The 20,035-nt window shown below is 59.5% G+C and carries 21 protein-coding genes; 11 read left to right on the forward strand and 10 right to left on the reverse strand.

Translation table 11 applies throughout. From position 1 onward, the window contains the following. Positions 1-180: 180 nt before the first annotated feature. Positions 181-630, reverse strand: a complete 450-nt coding sequence (locus tag ABAC402_RS39535) for a DUF805 domain-containing protein (RefSeq protein WP_023451051.1) — start codon at positions 628-630, stop codon at positions 181-183. 192 nt (positions 631-822) lie between these two features. Continuing rightward, positions 823-1,218 carry a DUF805 domain-containing protein gene (locus tag ABAC402_RS37420; RefSeq protein ID WP_023451052.1) on the reverse strand — a complete coding sequence of 132 codons (396 nt, stop codon included), beginning with the start codon at positions 1,216-1,218 and terminating at the stop codon, positions 823-825. A 148-nt stretch (positions 1,219-1,366) separates the two neighbouring features. Between ABAC402_RS37420 and ABAC402_RS37425 the strand changes: the two genes are divergently transcribed. Next, a complete protein-coding gene (locus ABAC402_RS37425) occupies positions 1,367-2,233 on the forward strand; it encodes a dienelactone hydrolase family protein (RefSeq protein WP_023451053.1) in 867 nt (288 codons plus the stop codon). Between the two features lie 109 nt (positions 2,234-2,342). Here ABAC402_RS37425 and metG read toward each other — a convergent pair whose 3' ends face one another. The 8 genes from metG to ABAC402_RS37465 form a co-directional block, all read right to left on the reverse strand. Further along, positions 2,343-4,058, reverse strand: coding sequence for a methionine--tRNA ligase (gene metG, locus ABAC402_RS37430; protein ID WP_023451054.1), 1,716 nt, complete (start codon positions 4,056-4,058; stop codon positions 2,343-2,345). A gap of 183 nt (positions 4,059-4,241) precedes the next feature. Further along, positions 4,242-4,778: a TIGR00645 family protein gene (locus ABAC402_RS37435; RefSeq protein ID WP_023451055.1), complete on the reverse strand. Its 537-nt coding sequence runs from the start codon at positions 4,776-4,778 to the stop codon at positions 4,242-4,244. A 667-nt stretch (positions 4,779-5,445) separates the two neighbouring features. Beyond that, positions 5,446-5,802 (reverse strand): DUF302 domain-containing protein, encoded by a 357-nt coding sequence (locus ABAC402_RS37440; RefSeq protein WP_235080049.1) that lies wholly within the window; start codon positions 5,800-5,802, stop codon positions 5,446-5,448. Between the two features lie 49 nt (positions 5,803-5,851). Further along, the gene (locus tag ABAC402_RS37445; RefSeq protein WP_023451057.1) at positions 5,852-6,211 is read right to left on the reverse strand and encodes a carboxymuconolactone decarboxylase family protein; all 360 of its coding nucleotides are present in this window, start codon (positions 6,209-6,211) and stop codon (positions 5,852-5,854) included. Positions 6,212-6,213: 2 nt separating this feature from the next. Next, a complete protein-coding gene (locus tag ABAC402_RS37450; RefSeq protein ID WP_040410119.1) occupies positions 6,214-6,519 on the reverse strand; it encodes a helix-turn-helix transcriptional regulator in 306 nt (101 codons plus the stop codon). Between the two features lie 2 nt (positions 6,520-6,521). After that, positions 6,522-9,785 (reverse strand): efflux RND transporter permease subunit, encoded by a 3,264-nt coding sequence (locus tag ABAC402_RS37455; RefSeq protein ID WP_235080051.1) that lies wholly within the window; start codon positions 9,783-9,785, stop codon positions 6,522-6,524. Continuing rightward, positions 9,782-10,807: an efflux RND transporter periplasmic adaptor subunit gene (locus ABAC402_RS37460; RefSeq protein ID WP_023451060.1), complete on the reverse strand. Its 1,026-nt coding sequence runs from the start codon at positions 10,805-10,807 to the stop codon at positions 9,782-9,784. The genes ABAC402_RS37455 and ABAC402_RS37460 overlap by 4 nt, the downstream gene beginning before the upstream one ends. Before the next feature lie 20 nt (positions 10,808-10,827). Next, positions 10,828-11,154, reverse strand: a complete 327-nt coding sequence (locus ABAC402_RS37465) for a rhodanese-like domain-containing protein (protein ID WP_023451061.1) — start codon at positions 11,152-11,154, stop codon at positions 10,828-10,830. A 141-nt stretch (positions 11,155-11,295) separates the two neighbouring features. On the opposite strand from ABAC402_RS37465, the gene ABAC402_RS37470 reads away from it, so the two are divergent. From ABAC402_RS37470 to ABAC402_RS37500, 10 genes are all read left to right on the forward strand, one after another. Next, positions 11,296-12,594 (forward strand): NAD(P)/FAD-dependent oxidoreductase, encoded by a 1,299-nt coding sequence (locus tag ABAC402_RS37470; RefSeq protein WP_023451062.1) that lies wholly within the window; start codon positions 11,296-11,298, stop codon positions 12,592-12,594. Beyond that, a complete protein-coding gene (locus ABAC402_RS37475) occupies positions 12,591-12,791 on the forward strand; it encodes a DUF2892 domain-containing protein (RefSeq protein WP_023451063.1) in 201 nt (66 codons plus the stop codon). The genes ABAC402_RS37470 and ABAC402_RS37475 overlap by 4 nt, the downstream gene beginning before the upstream one ends. 304 nt (positions 12,792-13,095) lie before the next feature. Then, positions 13,096-13,743: a BON domain-containing protein gene (locus tag ABAC402_RS37480; RefSeq protein ID WP_023451064.1), complete on the forward strand. Its 648-nt coding sequence runs from the start codon at positions 13,096-13,098 to the stop codon at positions 13,741-13,743. 54 nt (positions 13,744-13,797) lie between these two features. Further along, positions 13,798-14,742 (forward strand): CPBP family intramembrane glutamic endopeptidase, encoded by a 945-nt coding sequence (locus ABAC402_RS37485; RefSeq protein WP_023451065.1) that lies wholly within the window; start codon positions 13,798-13,800, stop codon positions 14,740-14,742. Beyond that, on the forward strand, positions 14,739-15,560 hold the full coding sequence (locus ABAC402_RS37490; RefSeq protein WP_082180070.1) for a CPBP family intramembrane glutamic endopeptidase: 822 nt from the start codon (positions 14,739-14,741) through the stop codon (positions 15,558-15,560). The genes ABAC402_RS37485 and ABAC402_RS37490 overlap by 4 nt, the downstream gene beginning before the upstream one ends. Then, complete coding sequence (locus ABAC402_RS37495) at positions 15,557-16,270, forward strand: DUF6544 family protein (RefSeq protein WP_023451067.1); 714 nt, start codon at positions 15,557-15,559, stop codon at positions 16,268-16,270. Before ABAC402_RS37490 ends, ABAC402_RS37495 begins: the two co-directional genes overlap by 4 nt. After that, the gene (locus ABAC402_RS0120925) at positions 16,267-16,806 is read left to right on the forward strand and encodes a hypothetical protein (protein ID WP_023451068.1); all 540 of its coding nucleotides are present in this window, start codon (positions 16,267-16,269) and stop codon (positions 16,804-16,806) included. The genes ABAC402_RS37495 and ABAC402_RS0120925 overlap by 4 nt, the downstream gene beginning before the upstream one ends. A gap of 518 nt (positions 16,807-17,324) precedes the next feature. Next, positions 17,325-17,543: a helix-turn-helix domain-containing protein gene (locus tag ABAC402_RS0120930; RefSeq protein ID WP_031236034.1), complete on the forward strand. Its 219-nt coding sequence runs from the start codon at positions 17,325-17,327 to the stop codon at positions 17,541-17,543. Beyond that, positions 17,543-19,558 (forward strand): AAA family ATPase, encoded by a 2,016-nt coding sequence (locus tag ABAC402_RS39540; protein WP_155847482.1) that lies wholly within the window; start codon positions 17,543-17,545, stop codon positions 19,556-19,558. Before ABAC402_RS0120930 ends, ABAC402_RS39540 begins: the two co-directional genes overlap by 1 nt. A gap of 196 nt (positions 19,559-19,754) precedes the next feature. Further along, complete coding sequence (locus ABAC402_RS37500) at positions 19,755-20,030, forward strand: hypothetical protein (protein ID WP_023451071.1); 276 nt, start codon at positions 19,755-19,757, stop codon at positions 20,028-20,030. Positions 20,031-20,035: the final 5 nt, after the last annotated feature.

The raw sequence follows: 20,035 nt of genomic DNA on the forward strand, positions 1-20,035 counted from the left end.
AAACGCATCGCCATGCGCGCATGCAAGACCGATCAAAGCTTTGAAGCCATGATCCATCTCTGCGCGGGCATCATCAATGCAAGGTGAATCTCAACAGGCCCTAGTCCGGCGCTTGAGCTGAAAAAAAAAGCGAATACCAAGCGTCATTCTTTATGAGGCTTGGTATAAGCCGAGCCCTGATCAGGCCATATCCTCGGGGATTTCGTCACCGAAATGCAGGGCGTGATCATAACGGCCACGGCTGGATGACGGGCCGTACTTGTTGCCACCGCGAGTTCCGGCCAGGAAGCCGCATTCGATCAGCGCCCAAACCTGACCGAAAACCGGCACCAGCGCCGCAAGCAGCCACCAGCCCGACCGCCCGCGGTCGTGCCAGCGCTTGACCAGGACGCAGAACATCATCCAGGCCACCGGCACGGCGAGGACGAGACCGATCCAGGCAAACCGACCATAGATGTCGTCGCCCATGACCGGCGGCTGAAAGCCCCCCCTCTGGGCGCTAAACTCCGCCAGGGTCATCAGGCTGAAGCCGGCGACGACGGCGATGAACATTACCGCCAGCCACGCGCCCCAGAAACCAAGGCGGGTGATACGGCCATTGGGACTCAGCAGAATATCGGTGATACGCATGTTTGCCTCCCTTGTTTACACCTCATGCCATCCCCAAAGTGCCCAAGACGGCCAATGGCGTTTTGACGTGCGGCTGAATGGCGAGCCTTGAGCGACTCGTCCTTATGTCAGCATACTATCACAAGGCGACATTTTCTCGAATGCCGCGAACACGCCGTCAAGAACACTGTACTGTGATCGCCGGCAGCGGGATCAGAATACGCTGCTCTGATCATCTACACCCTTGGGCGATACGCCGTACCGGTTGCCGCCCTGGGTACCATCCAGAAAACCGCACTCGATCAAGGTCCAAACACCGCCAATTAGGGGTATGAATTTGATCAGATACATCCATCCTGACTTGTCCCGGTCATGCCAGCGCTTGGCGCCAAGGCAAACATTGGTCCAATAATATGGAATACCCAGGATTAGGATCATAAGATTAAACACGCCTTCGTTTTCTGCCCGAGTCAGACCAGCCACGCCCAAAACGCCCCCACCGAAGCCGCAGGCGAACACGTAGGCAATGAGTGTAACGATTCCCCACACCCAATAATCCCGACGCCTAATGCGCCCGCGAGCGCTGAAGAGCAACTGTTGTAAGTTCATCGAAGACGCCCTGTTTTGAATAGACTGTCTAGATTGACAGGATTGGGCGGATTCGTAAACATTAAGCTTCATTCTGCATATATCAGCTAACAAGGCGACGGTCGAAAGCGAAGTGTGCGTTTAATTGGTTCATTGAAGGAGAGCAGAGATGTCCGATAAGCCCGCCATCACCCAGGCCATGATCGATGCCTATGACGACTTCACCCACCGAAATCCGGATCGGCGCGCCTTTATGGAGCGACTGACCGCCCTGTGTGGGTCGGTGGCCGTGGCCGCCGCCGTGGCGCCAATGTTGGCCGCCAGTTCCGCCAAAGCCGCCATCGTGCCAGAAAATGATGCCCGCATCACTGGGGCGGATGTCACCTACGGCGAGATGAAGGGCTATTTGGCAAGGCCGGCGACGATATCAGCGGCACTGCCCGGCGTGATCGTTATCCATGAGAACCGCGGCCTGAACGCCCACACCAAAGATGTTGCCCGCCGGATAGCTTTGGAAGGGTTTGTCGCGCTGGCGCCGGATTTTCTGTCGCCCAAGGGCGGGACGCCGGCCAATGAAGACGAGGCACGCACACTGATCGGTCAACTGGATCCGGCGCAGAACGTCGCTAATGCCGAGGCCAGCCTGGAATGGCTGGAAAGCCAGGGGTTTGCGCGCCAGGCGACCGGCGCCGTCGGCTTCTGCTGGGGCGGCGGACTGGTCAACCGCTTCGCCACTAAATCGGCGAAACTGAAGGCCGGCGTGGCCTATTATGGGTCGCAGGCGCCCTTGGAAGACGTACCGAACATCAAGGCAGCGCTGTTGCTGCACTACGGCGGCCAGGATGAGCGCATCAATGCTGGCATCGAAGCCTATCGCGCGGCTTTGGCGGCGGGCGGCAAGACGTTCGAAGTTCACATTTACGAAGGCGCCCAGCATGCCTTCAACAACGATACGTCGGAAGCGCGCTACAACAAGGCCGCCGCCGACCTGGCCTGGGGCCGGACGGTAGCGTGGTTTAAGCGGTATCTGGTTTAGGTTCGGGGTTGCTTTACCGATGGTAAGGCCCCTCACCCGATCGCCCACGCTTCGCTCGGCTCTCGTCCTCTCCCCGTAAACGGGGAGAGGTAAAATGTTACCGTATCGCTCAAGCCTCAGCACCGCCAAAGCGTTGTGCCCATTCGGCCACTTTTTCGTCTTCGATCTTGCTGAACAGGATTTCACCGGCGGCCACCGTTTGGCCCGTAGCCAGCTTATCCAGTTCGGCGCGGATGTCGGTCGATGGCCAGGCCAGCGGCAGGCTGGCGCCGACGGTGGCAGCGATCTTTCCCGCCGAGAACGGCATGAAGGGCTGGGCCAGGACTGCGTTAAGTCGGACCAGGTTTAGCGCGTGACGAACGATGACGCCGGCGCGGGCCGGGTCGGTCTTGATCGCGGTCCAAGGCGCGGCCTCCTGAAGGTACTCGTTGCCCAACACCCAGATGCGGCGAACCGCCTGGGCGGCCTTGCGCATTTCCATGGTTTCCATGGCGTCTGTGGCTTCGGCCAGTTGTTCGGCGATATCGGCGTAGAGCTTTTCTTCGATCGGACCGGCCGCGCCGCTTTCCGGCACCACGCCGCCGAGCTTGCCTTCGGTGAACTTGGTGATGCGATTGACGAAGTTGCCCAGAACGTCGTTGAGGTCCTTGTTGATCGTCGCCTGAAACTGCTCCCAGGTGAAGGAACTGTCCGAGCTTTCCGGCGAGTTGGCGATCAGGTACCAGCGCCAGTAATCGGCCGGCAGCAGTTCCAGCGCCTGGTCCATGAAGACACCGCGGTTCATCGAGGTCGAGAACTTGCCGCCGTACCAGTTCAGCCAATTGAAGGCCTTGAGCGTATCGACCATCTTCCATGGCTCGCCGGAACCCAGGATGGTGGCCGGGAAACTTACGGTGTGGAAGGCGACATTGTCCTTGCCCATGAATTCGACATAGGTCACGTCATCGGCGCCCTGATCCAGACGCCACCAGGTCTGCCAGCCGTCGGGCTCACCCTTGGCGTCGAAAAATTCGCGCGTGGCGGCGATATACTCGATCGGCGCGTCGAACCAAACGTAAAAGACCTTGTTTTCGAAGCCCGGGCGCGGCGCGCCGTCCCTGGTCACCGGCACGCCCCAGGCGAGGTCGCGGGTTATGCCGCGGTCGATCAGGCCTTCGTCGAGGTGCTTGTTGGCGATGGATTTGGCGAGGTGCGGCCAGTTGTCGTGGCTTGCGATCCAGGTGCGCAAGCGGTCCTCGACCTTGGTCTGCAGCAGGTAGAGGTGGCGGGTGTCGCGCACCTCCAGATTGGTCGAACCCGAGACAGCGGAATAGGGGTTTTTCAGGTCGGTCGGGTCGAGTAGCCGGCCGCAGTTGTCGCACTGGTCGCCGCGGGCTTTTTCGTAGCTGCAGTGGGGACAGGTGCCTTCGACATAGCGGTCGGGCAGGAAGCGACCGTCGTCGATGGAAAAGACCATCTTGTCGACGCGCTCTTCGATCAGTCCGTTGCGGTCCAGCGCGTCGCAGAACATCTGGGTCAACTGGCGGTTCTGCGGCGAGGACGAACGGCCGAACCAGTCGTAGGACAGGCCGAACGCCTCACCGGCGCTTTTCTGGATCAGGTGTTGTTCGTCGCAATAGGTGCGGACGTCCTGGCCGGCCTTAGCGGCAGCCAGTTCGGCGGGAGTACCGTGTTCGTCGGTGGCGCAGATATAGAGCACCTCATGGCCGCGGGCGCGCATGAAGCGGGCATAGACGTCAGCGGGCAGCATCGACCCGGCAAGATTGCCGAGGTGCTTGATACCGTTGATGTAGGGGAGCGCGGAGGTAACTAGGATGCGGGACATGTCGCGGTCTCAATCTTTTCAAGATCGGGGTCAAGGGGGCCCTGGCCCCCCTGCTTTTAATCTTAACTTGGGCTGGGATGGCCCTGACCTCTATTTTCTTGGGCGGTTATGGGCAAGCTTTATTTGGGGAAATGGCAGTGGCCAACGCCGACGGATTCATCCGCGGTCTAAATCAAAACGCCATTATCCCTGCTTTGTGCCGCCGCCCGACATGATGTCCCGTTTCTTGCTCATCAGCTTTTCAAGATACCCCAGCAGCAGTGCGGAGATAACAAAGGCCATGTGCAGGATCACGACCCACTGCAGGGTTTCCGGACTGAACTTCTCGATATTCAGAAATATTTGGAGCATGTGAATCGAGGAGATAGCGACAATGGACGAAGCGACCTTAATTTTCAGCGATCCCGAATCCATCTTGCCGAGGAAACTCACCTGTGGCTTTGAATCGTCCTCATCGAAACGCGAAACGAAATTTTCATAGGACGAAATCATCACCATCACGATCAGTGAGGCAACCAAGGCTGCATCGATGAGGCCGAGCATGGCAAGAAGCATTTGGTTCTCGCTGTACTCAAAAACGTGAATCGCGACCTTGTAAAATTTCAACGCGAAAGACACAGCATAGACGGCGAGCGAGGCAGCGAGACCCAGGTAGAAAATTACCAGGATCCATCGGCTGCCCAGGATCATGCGTTCAATAAGCTTTTCCAAAGTGTTCATTACGAACCCACTTGACAGATTTCAAACCAAAACAGCGCTCTAGCGATGGTTCTTGGGCGTCAACACCCCGCGCAAGCATGCTGACCGTGAGCAAAAACCAGAGCAGGCCACTGGAATCGGACCCGTGACCTGATGTTTACAAAACGACCCATCGATCGTCTGAGCTATGCCGGCGAGACGTGAAATTTCACGAACCGCGCTTATGCCGAGCCTGCCCGCCAATGTCCAGAGCCCCAATACCCATTTTTTTTTGCTCATGACATTGTCGGGACATTATCTGGACCGTTTATCAAATGCTTAGAGCGGGGTGCGTTTTGATGGAAACAAAACCACGCTCCAATACCAAACCTCATAAAGAATGACGCTTGGTATTCGCATTTTTTCAGCTCAAACGCCGGACTAGGCGCCCCCCATGGCTCCTCGCAAAAGCTCGGGCGGCCAGTCGGCCTTGCCAACCCGCGATGAGTCAAGAATTTCGCGGTTTGGTATAAGTTTTTGTTTTGTCGCGCAACTTATCCGAAAGTGGGAGCGCCCGAGCGGTGGCTTCCACTTTATCGGATTGCGCTCCAGTGATGCGCGGCAAGCGGTATCGGTATCACGACCTGCAAGATTTGCTTCGATGCGTTTGGGGGCGTTGAACGGAACGGCGCGAGACAGGGCTACAGTGTCAAAGCGACTCTATGACGTCCTTCAACAGGGCCGTCACGGATGCGGCAACCTCGCCCAGGGCTGGATTCTCTACCGCCTTCATCGATGACAGGGGATCGACCGCCGAGACCTCGACCTGGCCATCGCCCTTATCCTGAAGGATCACGTTGCACGGAAGCATGACGCCGATCTTGTCCTCGGATTGCAGGGCCTTGTAGGCAAATTGTGGATTGCAGGCTCCGAGGATGGTGTAGGGGCGGAACTCAACGTCAAGCTTCTTCTTCAGGGTTGCCTGGACATCGATTGTCGTCAGAACGCCGAAGCCCTTGTCGGCGAGCGCCTTCGTCACGTGCGCGATGGCTTCGACGAAGGGCATCGTTAACGTCTTTGAAAAATGATAGGTCATAGCCAAGTTCTCCGCAGGCTCAGGCTGCCGTTGTCGTCTTTTGGGTGAACTGCTCAAACGCCGCCATGGCGTCGGCCGCATACATGAGCGAGGGACCGCCTCCCATGTAGATGGCCATGCCAAGGGTCTCTTCAAACTCTTCCCGGGTTACGCCCAGTCGGATAAGCGCTTCGGTGTGGAAACCGATGCAGCCATCGCAGCGGGTGCTGATGCCGATGGCGAGCGCAATCAGTTCCTTGGTCTTCTTTGACAAGGCGCCGTCTTTGGACGCGGCCTGGGCAAGAGCGGAAAATCCCTGCATGGTCTCGGGGATATCCTTGCGCAGGCCCTTGAGATTGGCGGAGATGGTGCGCGTGATTTCGATATAGTCCTTAGACATGGCTAGTCTCCCTTGCCGTAGATGTTGCAGAGCAGGTCGATGACCTGGCGGGCGGCGTCGTCGGCCAGGCGGTAATATATGGTCTGGGCATCACGGCGCGTGTCGACCAGCCCCTCGGAACGCATCTTCTGAAGATGTTGCGATGCCGCGCCCTGGCTCAGGCCGACCAGTTCGGTCAATTCGCCGGCGCTTTGCTCAGCTTCGCTCAACTTGCACAGGATCATGAGGCGCTGTTCGCTGGCCATCAGCTTGAGCAGACGGCTGGCCTTATGCGCGCTGGCGGCGAGCGCCATCGGTGTCGAGGGCATGGTCACGGAGTTACGCCTTTACTTGTTGAATCGCCACGCATGACAACATAGATGGCGGGTATCACCAGAACTGTCAAAAGCGTAGACGACAGAAGGCCAAAGAGGAGCGAGATGGCCAGGCCCTGGAAGATGGGGTCGGTGAGTATAACGCTGGCACCGATCATGGCGGCCAGTGCGGTCAGGAGGATAGGCTTGAACCGCGTCGCGCCGGCGTCCAGCAGAATCTCCTGAAGAGGCCGCTTGTTGCCATCGCCATCCCGTTTGTCGGCGTGGCGAATAAAGTCGACGAGCAGGATCGAGTTACGGACGATGATGCCGGCGAGCGCGATGAAGCCGATCATCGACGTCGCCGTAAACGGCGCCTGGAAAAGGACGTGCCCGACGACAATACCGATCAGTGTCAACGGCACCGGAGTCAGGATGACCAGGGGTAGCTTGAAGCTTTTGAACTGACCAACGACCAGCACGTAGATGCCCAGCAGAGCTACACCGAAGGCCGCCCCCATGTCGCGGAAGGTCACCCAGGTAATCTCCCATTCGCCATCCCACAGGACCGTCGCGCGGCTTTCGTCATCGGGCTGGCCATTCAGGCGGATAGCCGGTGTCGGCAGCTTGCCCCAGTCGGCGTTCTCGATGGCCTTGTTGACGGCAAGGATGCCATAGATCGGCGCTTCATACTGGCCGGCCATTTCGGCCATAATCATGTCGACATCGCGGCCATCGCGACGGAAGATGTGCGTCGAGGCGGTCGTCTGGGTCGCAGTCGTGACTTCGCCCAGCGAGACAAGACGCGTGCCCGCCGAACCGGTCGAGGTGGCCACCGGCATGGCCTGAAGGGCCTGATTGAAGGTCCGCTGCGATTGGGGCAAACGCAGGGATATTTCCAGGGGATCACGTCCGTCGCCGCGGTCTGAATAGCCGAGCACCTGCCCCGTCATCAAGGCATTGACCGAGGCATAAATCTGGCCGTCCATAACGTTGAACGCTTCCAGCCTTTGGCGGTCGGCGACGATGGAAAGCTTTGGCGCGGGCAATCCGTAGCTGTCGTCGACGTCGACGATGTAGGGGATGGACTTGTAGATCGCCTTGACCTTCTCGGCGACGGCGCGGCGCGTTTCGGCATCCGGACCGTAGACCTCGGCCAGAAGCGTCGCCATGACAGGTGGTCCCGGCGGCGCCTCGACCACTTTCAGCACACCGTTGGCGGGCAAAGAGATGGCCTTCAGGCGATTGCGCAGGTCGATGGCAATGGCATGGCTGGCCCGTGACCGCTTGTCCTTTGGCGCCAGCAGGACATTGAGATCGCCTTGTTCGGGGTTGGTACGGAAGTAGTAATGCCGCACCAGGCCGTTGAAGTTGAAAGGGGTGGCTGTCCCCGCATAGGAGTCTATCGCCTCGACCTCCTTCATCTGAGTCGTTATTTGAGCCGCCTGGTTAAGGATGCGCTGTGTGGCTTCGAGTGACGTGCCCTCGGGCAGGTCGGCAATGACCTGAAGCTCCGACTTGTTGTCGAACGGCAGCAGTTTTACGGTCACTGTTTTGGTGGCGAACATGGCGCAGGACACGAGCGTGGCGACTCCCACCGCGGCGAGGAAGCGGCCCGCGCTCTTTTTGTCCTTGATAATGCCAGACGCGACACGGCGATACATGGCGCCGATGAAGCCTTCGTGGTCGTGGGCGGCATGATCGCCGGCCTTCAGAGCTTTGCGGGCAAAGCGGATCATCAGCCACGGCGCCAGGATAACAGCGACGAAGAAGGAGAAGATCATGGCCGCGGAGGCATTGACCGGGATCGGCGCCATGTAGGGCCCCATCAGGCCGGAGACGAAGAGCATGGGCAGGAGAGCGGCCACGACGGTCAGGGTAGCGATGACGGTTGGATTTCCGACCTCGGCCACGGCGTCCACGGTTGCTGTAACCCTGGAGCGACCGTCATTCATTGCCCAGTGGCGCGAGATGTTCTCGATCATGACGATGGCGTCGTCGACAAGAATGCCGATCGAGAAGATCAGGGCGAACAGGCTGACGCGGTTGATGGTGTAGCCCATCAGGTTGGACGCAAACATGGTCAGCAAGATCGTCGTGGGGATGACCACGGCCGTGACGCCGGCTTCGCGCCAGCCAATGGTAAAGCCGATCAGGATGACGATGGAAACGGTGGCCAGGCCCAGGTGAAACAACAGTTCATTGGCCTTTTCGTTGGCGCTTTCGCCGTAGTCGCGCGTGACCGACACCTGAACATTGGCGGGGATGAGCGATCCTTTCAGACCGTCGATGCGTTCATGAACGGCATGTGAGAGTACAACCGCGTTGGCACCTTTGCGCTTGGCAATCGCCAGCGAAACGGCGGGGGTCTGCGTCCATGATCCGTTTGAGAGGCGCGAATAGCGAAAAACCTGCGATTGATCCTCGCGCGGGGCCTGAATGACGGTCGCGACATCACGAACAAGGACATTTTCACCGGTGACGGACGGTACTGTAATCAGACCGGCATCTGTCGCGGTTTGCACGGACTGCCCCGCGCCAACACTGACGGCCTGACCTTGCTGACGGATTGTGCCTGCGGGGAAGCGGGTGTTGGCGCCCTTGACGGCGTTCATCAGGGCGTCAAGGGCTACGCCGCGCGCGCTCATGGCGGCGGCATTGGGCTCAATGCGGATTTCTTCCGGGCGTCCTCCAACGATAAAGCTGAGGCCGACATTATCGACCTTGGACAACTCGGTTCTGAGTTTCGTCGTCATGTTGTAGAGCGCGGTATCGTTCAGGACATCACCTGAGCCCGGCTTGGGTGACAGGGTGATGATCATGGCCGGCACATCATTGATGCCGCGGGTCTGCACCAATGGCGCTGCGACGCCAACAGGCAGTCTGTCCATATTGGCGGATATCTTTTCATGGATTCGGATAGCCGCATTGTCCGGATCAACGCCGACCTTGAAGCGCGCTGTCACCAGCACGCGGTCGTCGTCGATGAAGCTATAGACGTGATCGACGTCATTGACGCTCTTGACGATGGTTTCCAGCGGCTTGGCGACCAGTTGTGCGGCGTCGACGGCTTTCATGCCGGGGGCACCCACGCTGATATCGATCATCGGGACGCTGATCTGGGGCTCTTCCTCCCGTGGGATCGACATAACGGCCAGCAGGCCGACCAGGATCGCTACAATCAGGAACAGAGGGGTGAGTGGCGAATTCAGGGTCGCCTTGGTCAAACGACCGGACAGGCCGAGGTTTTTGGCTTCCGGCACCTTATGAGATGGGCTCACTTCGCACCTCCGTAAGGAGCTACGGAATCGCCGGATGAAAGACCGCCGAGGATTTCAATTTGCTCCGGATCGCCGGTCGGCGCTGTCTGGACCATTGTTTCAAGAATCGTTCCGCTCTTTTGTACCAGGCGCACATAGTCGAGGCCATGTCTCGTCGCGACGAAGCGCCTTTGGAGGACAACCGCGTTGCGGCTACCGAGGTGAACATAGGCGACAATTTTTTGGCCGATCACCAGGGTCTCCAGGTCTGGCGCGGTGACATCCGCCACAACCTGACCCGCGGTAACGGACGGGTAGATTTCGGTGATGGCGCCCGTCGTCCGGATGCCATTGGCATCCAGTGTCAGGGATTGCCCAACCGTCAGAGCGCTGACCTGGCCCTCAGGCAGTTCGATACGAACGACGCGATTGCCGGCAGTAATGGTGGCGACCGATTGTCCGGCCATCACAACCGAACCCACAGGCACAGTGGCATGAATGACGCGACCAGCGGCCGGGGCGATGATGGCGCCCTGACGGGCACCTTCACCGCTGGCTGAGGCCTGAGCCCGTGCGGCACGGACATTGGCGTCTGCCGCGACGGCCGTCGCCTTGTCCTGGTCGAGCCTGGCCTGGGCATAGATACCCTTGTCAAACAGGGTCTGGGTGCGGGCAAGGGCTGCGTGGGCAAGCCCAGCCTGGGCTTCGGCCGCGGAGGTTGCCGCGTCATAGGCGCCGGTTTGAAGATTGATGCGCTGGTCCTGGACAAAGCCAATGACCTGACCCTGGGCGACCATGTCGCCTTCGCGCACTTTCAATGAGGTCAGAATGCCGGAGACGCGCGCCGTCGCTTCGCCCATCTGACGGGTGGTCAGTGTTGCGGCCACAGGCTTTACGTCGCTGATGGTCTGAATCGCGATCTGATAGGTTTCACCTCGGTAAGCTGCAACTGCGGGTGTTTCGTCCTTGTGGTCACAGGCGCTCAGCCCTGATCCGACCAGGACAAGGGACAGCACAAGGCGTGATAGTTTATGGCGCGTCATAGGTTGGGTCCTTGCAAGCTTTATCGCGTCGTCGGCAGGCCGGCGGCCTTCCAGGCGGCGATGCCGCCCGCGAGGTGATGGTCGACCTTCAGGCCACGTTTGCGACAAACCGCCACAGCCTTCGCCGAGCGAACGCCACCAGCACATTGCATCACAAGGGTCTTGCCGTCGGACTCCGGGAGGGAGGTGCCTGCAAGTCTGGAGAGGGGCAGGTTCACAGCCCCTTGAATACACTCAGCGTTGTGTTCGTCAGGTTCACGGACGTCGATGAGTATAATGTCATCGGCATCGAGGCCTTTCCTGACTTGCTCAGGAGAGAGATTTTTGACGGTGAACTGACTGAACATGAGAGCTGCCCTTGGGAGTCAAAAAAGATCATTTACATTTTCGATAATGCGAATATAAGATAACCCGAATAGAAGGTCAAGGCGCTATCCCTTGCCGTTGCAAACGCCGGTCAGGGAAGTCCAATACTGGAGGAGATTCTCGTGTCCAAGCAACTCAGGCCACGCATTGTCGTTCTTGGCGCAGGCCTTGGCGGTACCATCGCCGCCTTTGAAATCAAGGAAGCGGTCGGCGACAAGGCCGAAGTCGTCGTGGTCAACAAAGGTGACGTTTATCACTTTGTCCCGTCGAACCCCTGGGTAGCGGTGAGCTGGCGCACCAGAAAGGCGATCGAAGTCAAGCTGGCACCCGTGTTCAAGAAGAAGGGCATAGTGTTCCACAGCATGGGCGCCAAGAAGGCCGAGCCGTCGAAGAACCAGTTGATCCTGAATGACAACATGGAACTTGTTTACGACTACCTGGTCATCGCCACCGGCCCGGACCTTGCCTTTGATGAGATAGAAGGGCTTGGCCCCCGTGGCTTTACCTCGTCGGTCTGTCACGTCGATCATGCGGTTGAAACGGCAAAGGCCTTCGATGCCTTGGCCTTAACTCCGCAGCCGGTCGTGATCGGTGCCGTACAGGGGGCGTCCTGCTTCGGTCCCGCCTACGAATTTGCCATGATTGTCGATACCGAGTTGCGCAAGCGCAAGGTCCGCGACCGTGTGCCGATGACCTTCGTCACATCTGAGCCCTATATTGGTCACCTCGGGCTTGATGGCGTTGGCGATACGAAGGGACTCCTCGAATCCGAAATGCGCAACCGGCACATAAAGTGGATTACCAACGCCAGGGTCTCCAAGGTTGAACAAGGCAAGATGTTCGTCGAGGAACTGAGTGAGGATGGCGCACATAAGTCGGACCATGAAATTCCGTTCGGTTTCTCCATGATGCTTCCGGCGTTTCGGGGTGTCGAGGCCGTCAGAGACGTTCAGGGCCTCGTCAATCCGCGCGGCTTTATCCTGATCGACAAGCATCAGCAAAACCCAACCTTTCCCAACGTGTTCGGCCTTGGCGTTTGCGTGGCCATTCCCCCCATGGGCAAGACGGCCGTGCCGGTCGGTGTGCCAAAGACCGGTTTCATGATCGAGTCCATGTGCACGGCGATCGCCCATAACCTGAAGGACATCATCGCCGGCAAGCCTCCGGTTCATGAAGCCACGTGGAATGCCATCTGCCTCGCCGATTTCGGAGACGGTGGGGTTGCCTTCTTCGCCCAGCCTCAGATACCGCCGCGCAATATCAACTGGTCGGCTCACGGAAAGTGGGTCCACTTAGCGAAGGTGGCATTCGAGAGCTACTTCCTCGGCAAGGTCAGGGCCGGCAAGAGCGAAATGTTTTTCGAGAAGATGGCGCTCGACATGATCGGTGCGCACAAACTGAAAGAGGAGATAAAATCATGACTATTGAACGCGCAGTTTTTGCCTTTGCAGGATTTATGGTCCTGTTGAGCGTGGCCTTGACGCAATGGCTTAGCCCTTACTTCGTCTGGCTGACCGTATTTGTCGGCGCAAACCTGTTCCAGTTCGCCTTTACCAAAATCTGCCCGGCGGCCCTGGTCTTCAAGGCGCTGGGACTAAAGCCGGCCGGGCAAAGCTAAGCCCAAAGCCGGAGCCCGGCGAACGGTTGCGCAGGTTTGCAAACATTGTCGGGGCGCCGGATGCGATCTTTCTGAAAAAGGCGCCAGGAAGGCGTGTCGTCTGTGGAAGAGCATTCGTTGTGACCGTGCCGACGTCAAACGTCTTGTGGAGCAGGAGGGACGAATTGGTCGATCGAAGAGGCGACAGAGGCAACCCACTAAAGCCAAAGAGGCCATGTAACGGGAATGCACATAGGAAACTTACGTAAATCGGCGGCAAGTCACCTGGCGCCGAACGACGCAAACTCCCGAATTGGAAACAATCATGGCACACGATACAGACCTGAAACAAAACGTCCTCGACGAACTTAACTGGACTCCGAACGTGAACGGCGCCCATATCGGCGTCACGGCCCACGAGGGTGTCGTGACCCTGACGGGACACGTCGAGTCCTATAGCGAAAAACACGACGCTGAACTCGCCGTACGCCGCGTCAAGGGCGCCAAGGCCATCGCCAACGAGATCGAGATCAAACTCTCGAGCGGCGCGAAGCGAGACGATGAGGATATCGCCAGGGCGGCCCTCAATGTCCTGTCCTGGGACGGCAATGTCCCCACCGACGCTATCAAGGTTGCGGTCAGCAAGGGCTGGGTCACCCTGAGCGGCCAGGTCGAGTGGTACTTCCAGAAAGAAGCGGCCGCCCAGGACATTCGCCGCCTTATGGGCGTTATCGGGGTTTCCAACGAGGCGACGGTCAAGCCGAAGGTAGATACGGCGGTTATCGCCGAAAACATCGCCTTTGCCCTTAACCGTTCGTGGTTCGACACCAAGCGTATCAAGGTCACAGCCGACGGCGGCAAGGTAACACTGACAGGCACCGTCGATACGTGGAGCGACTGGCAGGAGGCGTCTGAAGTCGCCTGGGCTGCCAAAGGCGCCACGTCCGTCGAGAACGAAATCGTCATCGCTTAATTGCTTCAGGCTCATTGTGCGGGAACTGACCCAGAACAATGAGCCTGTCTGCAATTGCGCTTTAAGGTGGTCTGGGTTTGGCGGACAGCAGACGAACAACTCGACAGGAGGCGCGAAATTACATCATCTCCTGCAGCTATCATCAGGAACCATCCGGCATCCGCGTACTATGCCCTGGTCTTCGCCATCTCCTGGGGCGCTTTGCTGATCGCGGCAGGCCCCAGCGGGCTCTTCAGCTCCAGGGCCAACCCACTGGTACTGAGCCAGTTCATTTACCTGGCCGCCCTCGCAGGCCCCAGCCTGGCTGGCATCCTCATGACGGGCTTGATCCGTGGACGCGTGGGTCTTGGCGAATTGCTGTCGAGCGCGTTCCGGTGGCGGGCGGGTGTGCGATGGTACCTGGTCGCACTGCTGACCGCCCCGGTGTTGATGGGCGCGATTATCTTCGCCCTGTCGCTGATCTCGCCGACATTTCTCCCCGCCATCGTCACATCTGACGACAGGGTCGGCCTTGTCATGTCCGGCATTGTGTTGGGACTGGCGGTCAGCTTCTTCGAGGAACTCGGATGGACGGGTTTTGCCACGCCGCAATTGCGAAAGCGCTATGGCTTTCTACTCACCGGGCTGACGATGGGTCTGGTCTGGGGTTCCTGGCACTATCCCTTGTTTTCGGGCAGCGCCAGCGCATCGGGGGCGATCCCGCCGGCTCTCTACATCGCCGTTCTGCTTTTCAGCTTCCTCATCCCCTACAGAATTCTTATGGTTTGGCTCTACGATCGCACCAACAGCGTTCTTCTGGTCATGCTGATGCATGCGCCGCTCGCCGCCGGGCAGGTAATACTCCTGCCGGCGTCGATAACGGGGGTGCAAGCGGTTATCTTCGACCTCGTTTTCGCAGCCGCGCTTTGGCTCATCGTCGCAGGGATCTGTTTGGCCATGAGTCGTCAGGGACGTGGAAACCTCCGTTTTTCAGGTGCATCGTCCGAGCCGCAGCCATGACGCATAGCTGGCTACGCCGTTACCCGATGTTGTTCTATTTCGCGATGGCCTTCGGTATCAGTTGGAGCGGAATTTTGGTCATTGTCGAGACGACCGGCTTTACGATCGCGGCGCCAACGCCCTTGGCGACCGGCCTGTTTTTTGTGGCCATGCTGCTGGGGCCCAGCATAGGCGGGCTGGCGATTATCCGTTTGGTCGACGGGCGCGCGGGACTACTTGAGCTGAGGGCGCGGCTCTTCAATTGGCAGCTTGGCGCCGGCTGGTACGCCGTGGCTCTGCTGGCAGCCCCAATCTGCCTCGTTACTGTTCTGCTGCTTTTCAGCTTTTTTGTGTCGCCGACCTTCTTTCCCAAGTTCCAGTGGCCGCTCCTCGTAGTCGGGCTCATCGCCGGAAGTTTCGAGGAAATCGGCTGGACCGGCTTTGCGACGCCGCGACTGCTGGCGCGTCACGGCATTGGAAGGTCGGGTTTACAGCTTGGCCTTGTATGGGCGCTCTGGCACCTTCTGGTCGTCTATCTTTTCACCTTGGGTGCGATGGGCGAGGCCTGGATCTGGTCGTTCGCCATTGTCTATCTTGCGACCCTGACGCCCTATCGGATTCTGATGACGTGGGTCTATGCGCATACACGCAGCGTAATGCTGGCCGTGCTCATGCACGCCAGTTACACGGGATGGCTGCTGGTTGTTTTTCCCGCGACCTCGTCCTCGCAGAGCCTGGCCTGGCAGGCAGGCTTCGCCGCCACGCTTTGGATTGTGGCAGGCCTGGCTCTCCGCAAATCCGCGACTGCCGAACTCTATGAGAAAGCGACGAACCGATGAAAGCGACCGAGCCTGCGCAGAACGACCGACTTCCCGCCGCTGTCTACGACCTTGCCGTGCGACTTGGCGCCGACCCCAAATCTGGTGCGCGAGAGGTTCGTCTTACGCAAACCGGTCGCATGAAGACGAGTTTGGACGCCAGGTCCTGGATGGGATTCACCGCCACGCAAACCATCTCCACGCGCAACTGCGAATTCGACTGGCGGACACGGGCCGGACCGCTTGGGGTCATATCCGGGCGCGACGCACTGCAAGGCGGCGAAGGGCGGTTCGACATCATGGCCCTGGGGTTCATCCCGATCGCCCGCGCGGCGCATACCCCGGCGCTTGTGCGCGGCGAACTTCTGCGTTACCTGGCCGAACTCCCCTGGGCGCCTGACGCCATACTGCACAACAGCCGATTGCGCTGGCGCACGGACGGCCCGGACACACTCGCTGTCAGCGCCGGCTCTGGTGAGACGGCATGCGAAGTGGAGCTGAGCCTCGGTAATGACGGGCGGATCGCCAGCGGATTCGCCCCGGATCGACCGCGGTCGGCCTCTGCGCCCACCCTACCGACGCCGTGGCGCGGCCGGTTTTCCGATTACCGGAACCTCAACGGAACCTGGCTTCCGTTCGCCGCGGAAGTGGCCTGGGAAATCGGCGGGAAGGAGATCGTCTATTGGCAGGCGCGCCTTGATCAGTGGGCGTTGGACAGGGTGTCGTCATGATGGCCCAAGCAACAACCGCGGAACGACGTCAGGCGCTTCCTGGCGACAAACTGGTCTCCGACCCGGTGGGCGCGGTCATGCACGCCGTGACGATCAGGGTGGCGCCGGAAATCGTATGGCCTTGGCTGGTGCAGATGGGCGCCGGCCGTGCTGGCTGGTACAGCTATGACTGGATCGACAATGACGCAACGCCAAGCGCCACGACCCTCGTCCCGGCGTTACAACACCTGACCGTCGGCGACATTATGCCCTCGCTTCCGGGCGCAACGGCATCGTTCCGGGTGGCCGCGATCGCGCCGTTCCGCGATCTTGTCCTTACCGTGCCGTCAGCCACTGGAAGTATTCTGGCCAGTTGGGAATTCTGTCTTGAACCGACGGGAGACGGCCAGACGCGCCTTATGGTTCGTGGCCACGTCGGGTCGCTTTGGCCGGGCGGCCGCGAAACTCAACTGCCACAGTCGCCGCGTGAACATCTGAAAGTGCCACGGGGGTCATTTCCAGTGAAAACGGAACGAGTCGCTGCCGCCCCCCCCTAGCGCAACCCACAAAAAGACCGGATGCAGGCGTACATTTATGGACAAATAGGGACACAACGCTGCAGAAAATTCAGCATTTTCAATGGCTTTTCAACCAATTACGTACACCAATGGATGGGGTGGTGGTGCCGGCTACAGGAATCGCGAAACCACTGCAACCGTATATTTTTATTGATTATTTTGCGATGCAAAATCAAATCTGACCCCCACGGTGACCCCCAATAAATTCTTGGGTTCGGGTTCGGGTTCTGAAAACAAATGGCAGTCAAGCTCTAGCGGACCACCGAAGTCTTACCACGCCACCAAATATGTTAAAGCCAATAAACCCGGTGCGACGGAATTCGCAAAAAAAAATTGAGACCAAAGTTTTCCCCCTACGCGATTGTCGGGGATGTGGACGTTTTAACCCCTTACGGGAAAGGGGTTTGTGAAACTCAAAATGGCCGGGAGGGGGGTGGTGCCCTTGACGCAGGAATGGAGGGTTATGATCGCTTACGGATTTGCAAAAGGATCTTCGTATGCACACTGATAAGCCCCGTAATCAAAGCCACGCCGTAGCGTCTGACATAAAGCCCCTTGCCTACAATATACCCGGTTTCTGCCGCGCCATGGGCCTTGGTCGTTCGAAGACCTATGATCTCGTGCGCTCGGGCGTCATCAAAACCGTAAAGGTCGGCGGGCGGACGCTTATACCGGCCGAAGAGTTGATAAAGCTTTTGAACCAAGGCGGTCAGTAGTGAAGCTGGGCGCCATACTGCCCGCATCATTCCCGGCTGGTGCGCAAGTGACACACTACGGCGCATCCCCTGACGAGTGGGCCCACTTCGACCTAATGCTCGGCTTAACTAGCGATCTTCTGCCCGTGGTCAGCGACCCGACAGCCAGAATCAGTCCCACTTCCAAGATGGGGTCGATCGGCAAGACGCCGAGCCTCTTCAAACGCGACGGTACCGTCATCGGTTTCGCTCAGTGGACGAAGTACGTGGCCACGGGCCTGGACATGGAGCGCTGGTCGCAGGACAACAGGCTCGGCATCTGCATCCAGACCCGGCGCGTGCGAGGGCTCGACATCGACGTCGACGACCGCGGTTTGGCTGAGGCTATCGACCTGGCGTTCTGCCAGGTCCTTGGCCTGGAGCTCCCAGCCAGGTGCCGCAGCAACTCAGGCAAGCGCCTCCTCGCCTTCATCGTCGAGGGCGACCTGCCCAAGCGGCGCATGGTCGTCGACGGTGGCATCATCGAGCTCCTTGGAAACGGGCAGCAGTTCGTTTTTGCAGGCGAGCACGTAAGCGGGGTCCGCTACGAGTGGGCCGGTGGCCTGCCCTCGTCCATCCCGGTGATCACCATCGAGCAGCTGGACGCTGCCTGGGAGGCCCTGGCCGAGCTGTTCGCGACCGAGGCGCCGGTGACGGGCACGCTCACGGCCCGCAAGGGGATCGACTTCGAGACCACCGACCCTGTCGCCCAGTTTTTGGTGCGTGAGGACCTGGTCCTCGGCGCCGACAATAAAGAGCGCCGGCTTCATATCCTTTGCCCCTGGGACGAGGAGCACACCCCAGGTGGCGCCGTGTCATCGACCAGCTGGCTGGTCGGTGGGACTGACGGCTTCGAGCGCGGCCACTTCAAGTGCATGCACGCCCACTGTGCCGGGCGCGGCGACACCGACTTCCTGGACGCCATCGGCTACATGACCGACGGCTTCGAGGTCCTCCCCGAGCTCTCGCCGGCAGCTCCCTCCCGTCGGCGGTTCGAGGTGGTCCCTGCTCACGCCTTCGCGTCGGGCCCGCCGATGGAGTGGTTCATCAAGGGTGTGCTCCCCAGGGCAGGCCTGGGCGTGATCTACGGGGCCTCTACCGCCGGCAAGTCCTTCATCGCTCTGGACATGGTCGCATGCGTCGCCAGGGGCGTGGACTGGAAAGGCCACAAGACGAAGCCCGGAAAGGTGGTCTACGTGGCTGCCGAAGGTGCATCTGGGTTCAGGACCCGGCTCAACGCCCTGTCCGTTCACACCGGTGTGGCCCTGGAGGACCTCGGCGTCGGGGTTGTCGCCGACGCCCCTGATCTGTTCGGCGACGGCGACGCCGATGATCTGACGGAGGAGCTCTGCCTGGTGGAGGCAGACCTGGTCGTGATCGACACCCTGGCCCGCACCATGGTCGGCGGCGATGAGAACAGCGCCAAGGACATGAGCGTCCTCGTGGCCAGGTGTGAGAAGATCAGCAGGGCCACCGGCGCCATGGTCATCCTGGTCCACCACTCGGGCAAGGACGCGACCAAGGGTGCCCGGGGATCGAGCGCCCTGAAGGCAGCCGCCGACTTCGAGGCCGAGGTGTCGAGGGACGGTGACGCACGCCAGCTGAAGATCTCCAAGCTGAAGGACGGGGAAGACGGTTCGGTGTTCGATTTCCGTCTCAAGGTCATCGACCTGGGTGTCGACGAGGAGCTGGACAAGCTCACGAGCTGCGCCATCGAGTACGTGGACGCACCGAAGGCGGGGGGTTCGACACAGAGCAAGACGCCGGTCGGCAGCTGGCAGAAGGCGGTCTGGGGCGTCGCCCAGGACATGGCCGGTGTGTCGGATGCACCGATCGATGTGGAGGCTCTGATCGACGAGACCACTAAAATATTACCACCAACCCGCGACAGTAAGGGGCGCGATCGGCGACGGAATAACGTCGCACGTGCGGTCGACGCCTTGTGCCTTACTGGTAATTTTCTGCGAGTTGGGGGTGGAATAGCGCTGCAATGGTAACTTGTACTTTTTCACAAGTAGCGGCGGCCACACTGCCACACGCGCCACAATCCGCCACAATGTGGCAACTTGCGGCAGGCGATGCTGCCACATCCGCTGCCACATCGGCGGGGTATACAGAGTATAAACCCCGACGTGTGGCATGTGGCGCGAGCCGGGGGTTTTGGATCGACGAAAAAACAGGAGACCGGCGGGGATGCCAAACGAAAAACTTTTTGACGGCCGCGCGCCTCTCGGGCGCGGTTGGGACGTTATCGCAGAAAACGACGAGTGGTTTGTGTACGCAAAAAAATACGACCCGTCGGTGGAATGGCGAAACGTTAAACTCGTGGCGAAGACACGCCGACGCAAGGCGAACTACTCGATCGCACAGAACGGAGAGCGGTGGGCGGATAACCACGATAACGGTTTGCTCGGCAAGCGCGACCCGGATTTGCACTCGTGGATCGAAGGTCTACTCCTCTGCTACTGACGCAC

Origin of the sequence: Asticcacaulis sp. AC402 (assembly GCF_000495835.1) — a bacterium.
GTDB lineage: Bacteria > Pseudomonadota > Alphaproteobacteria > Caulobacterales > Caulobacteraceae > Asticcacaulis.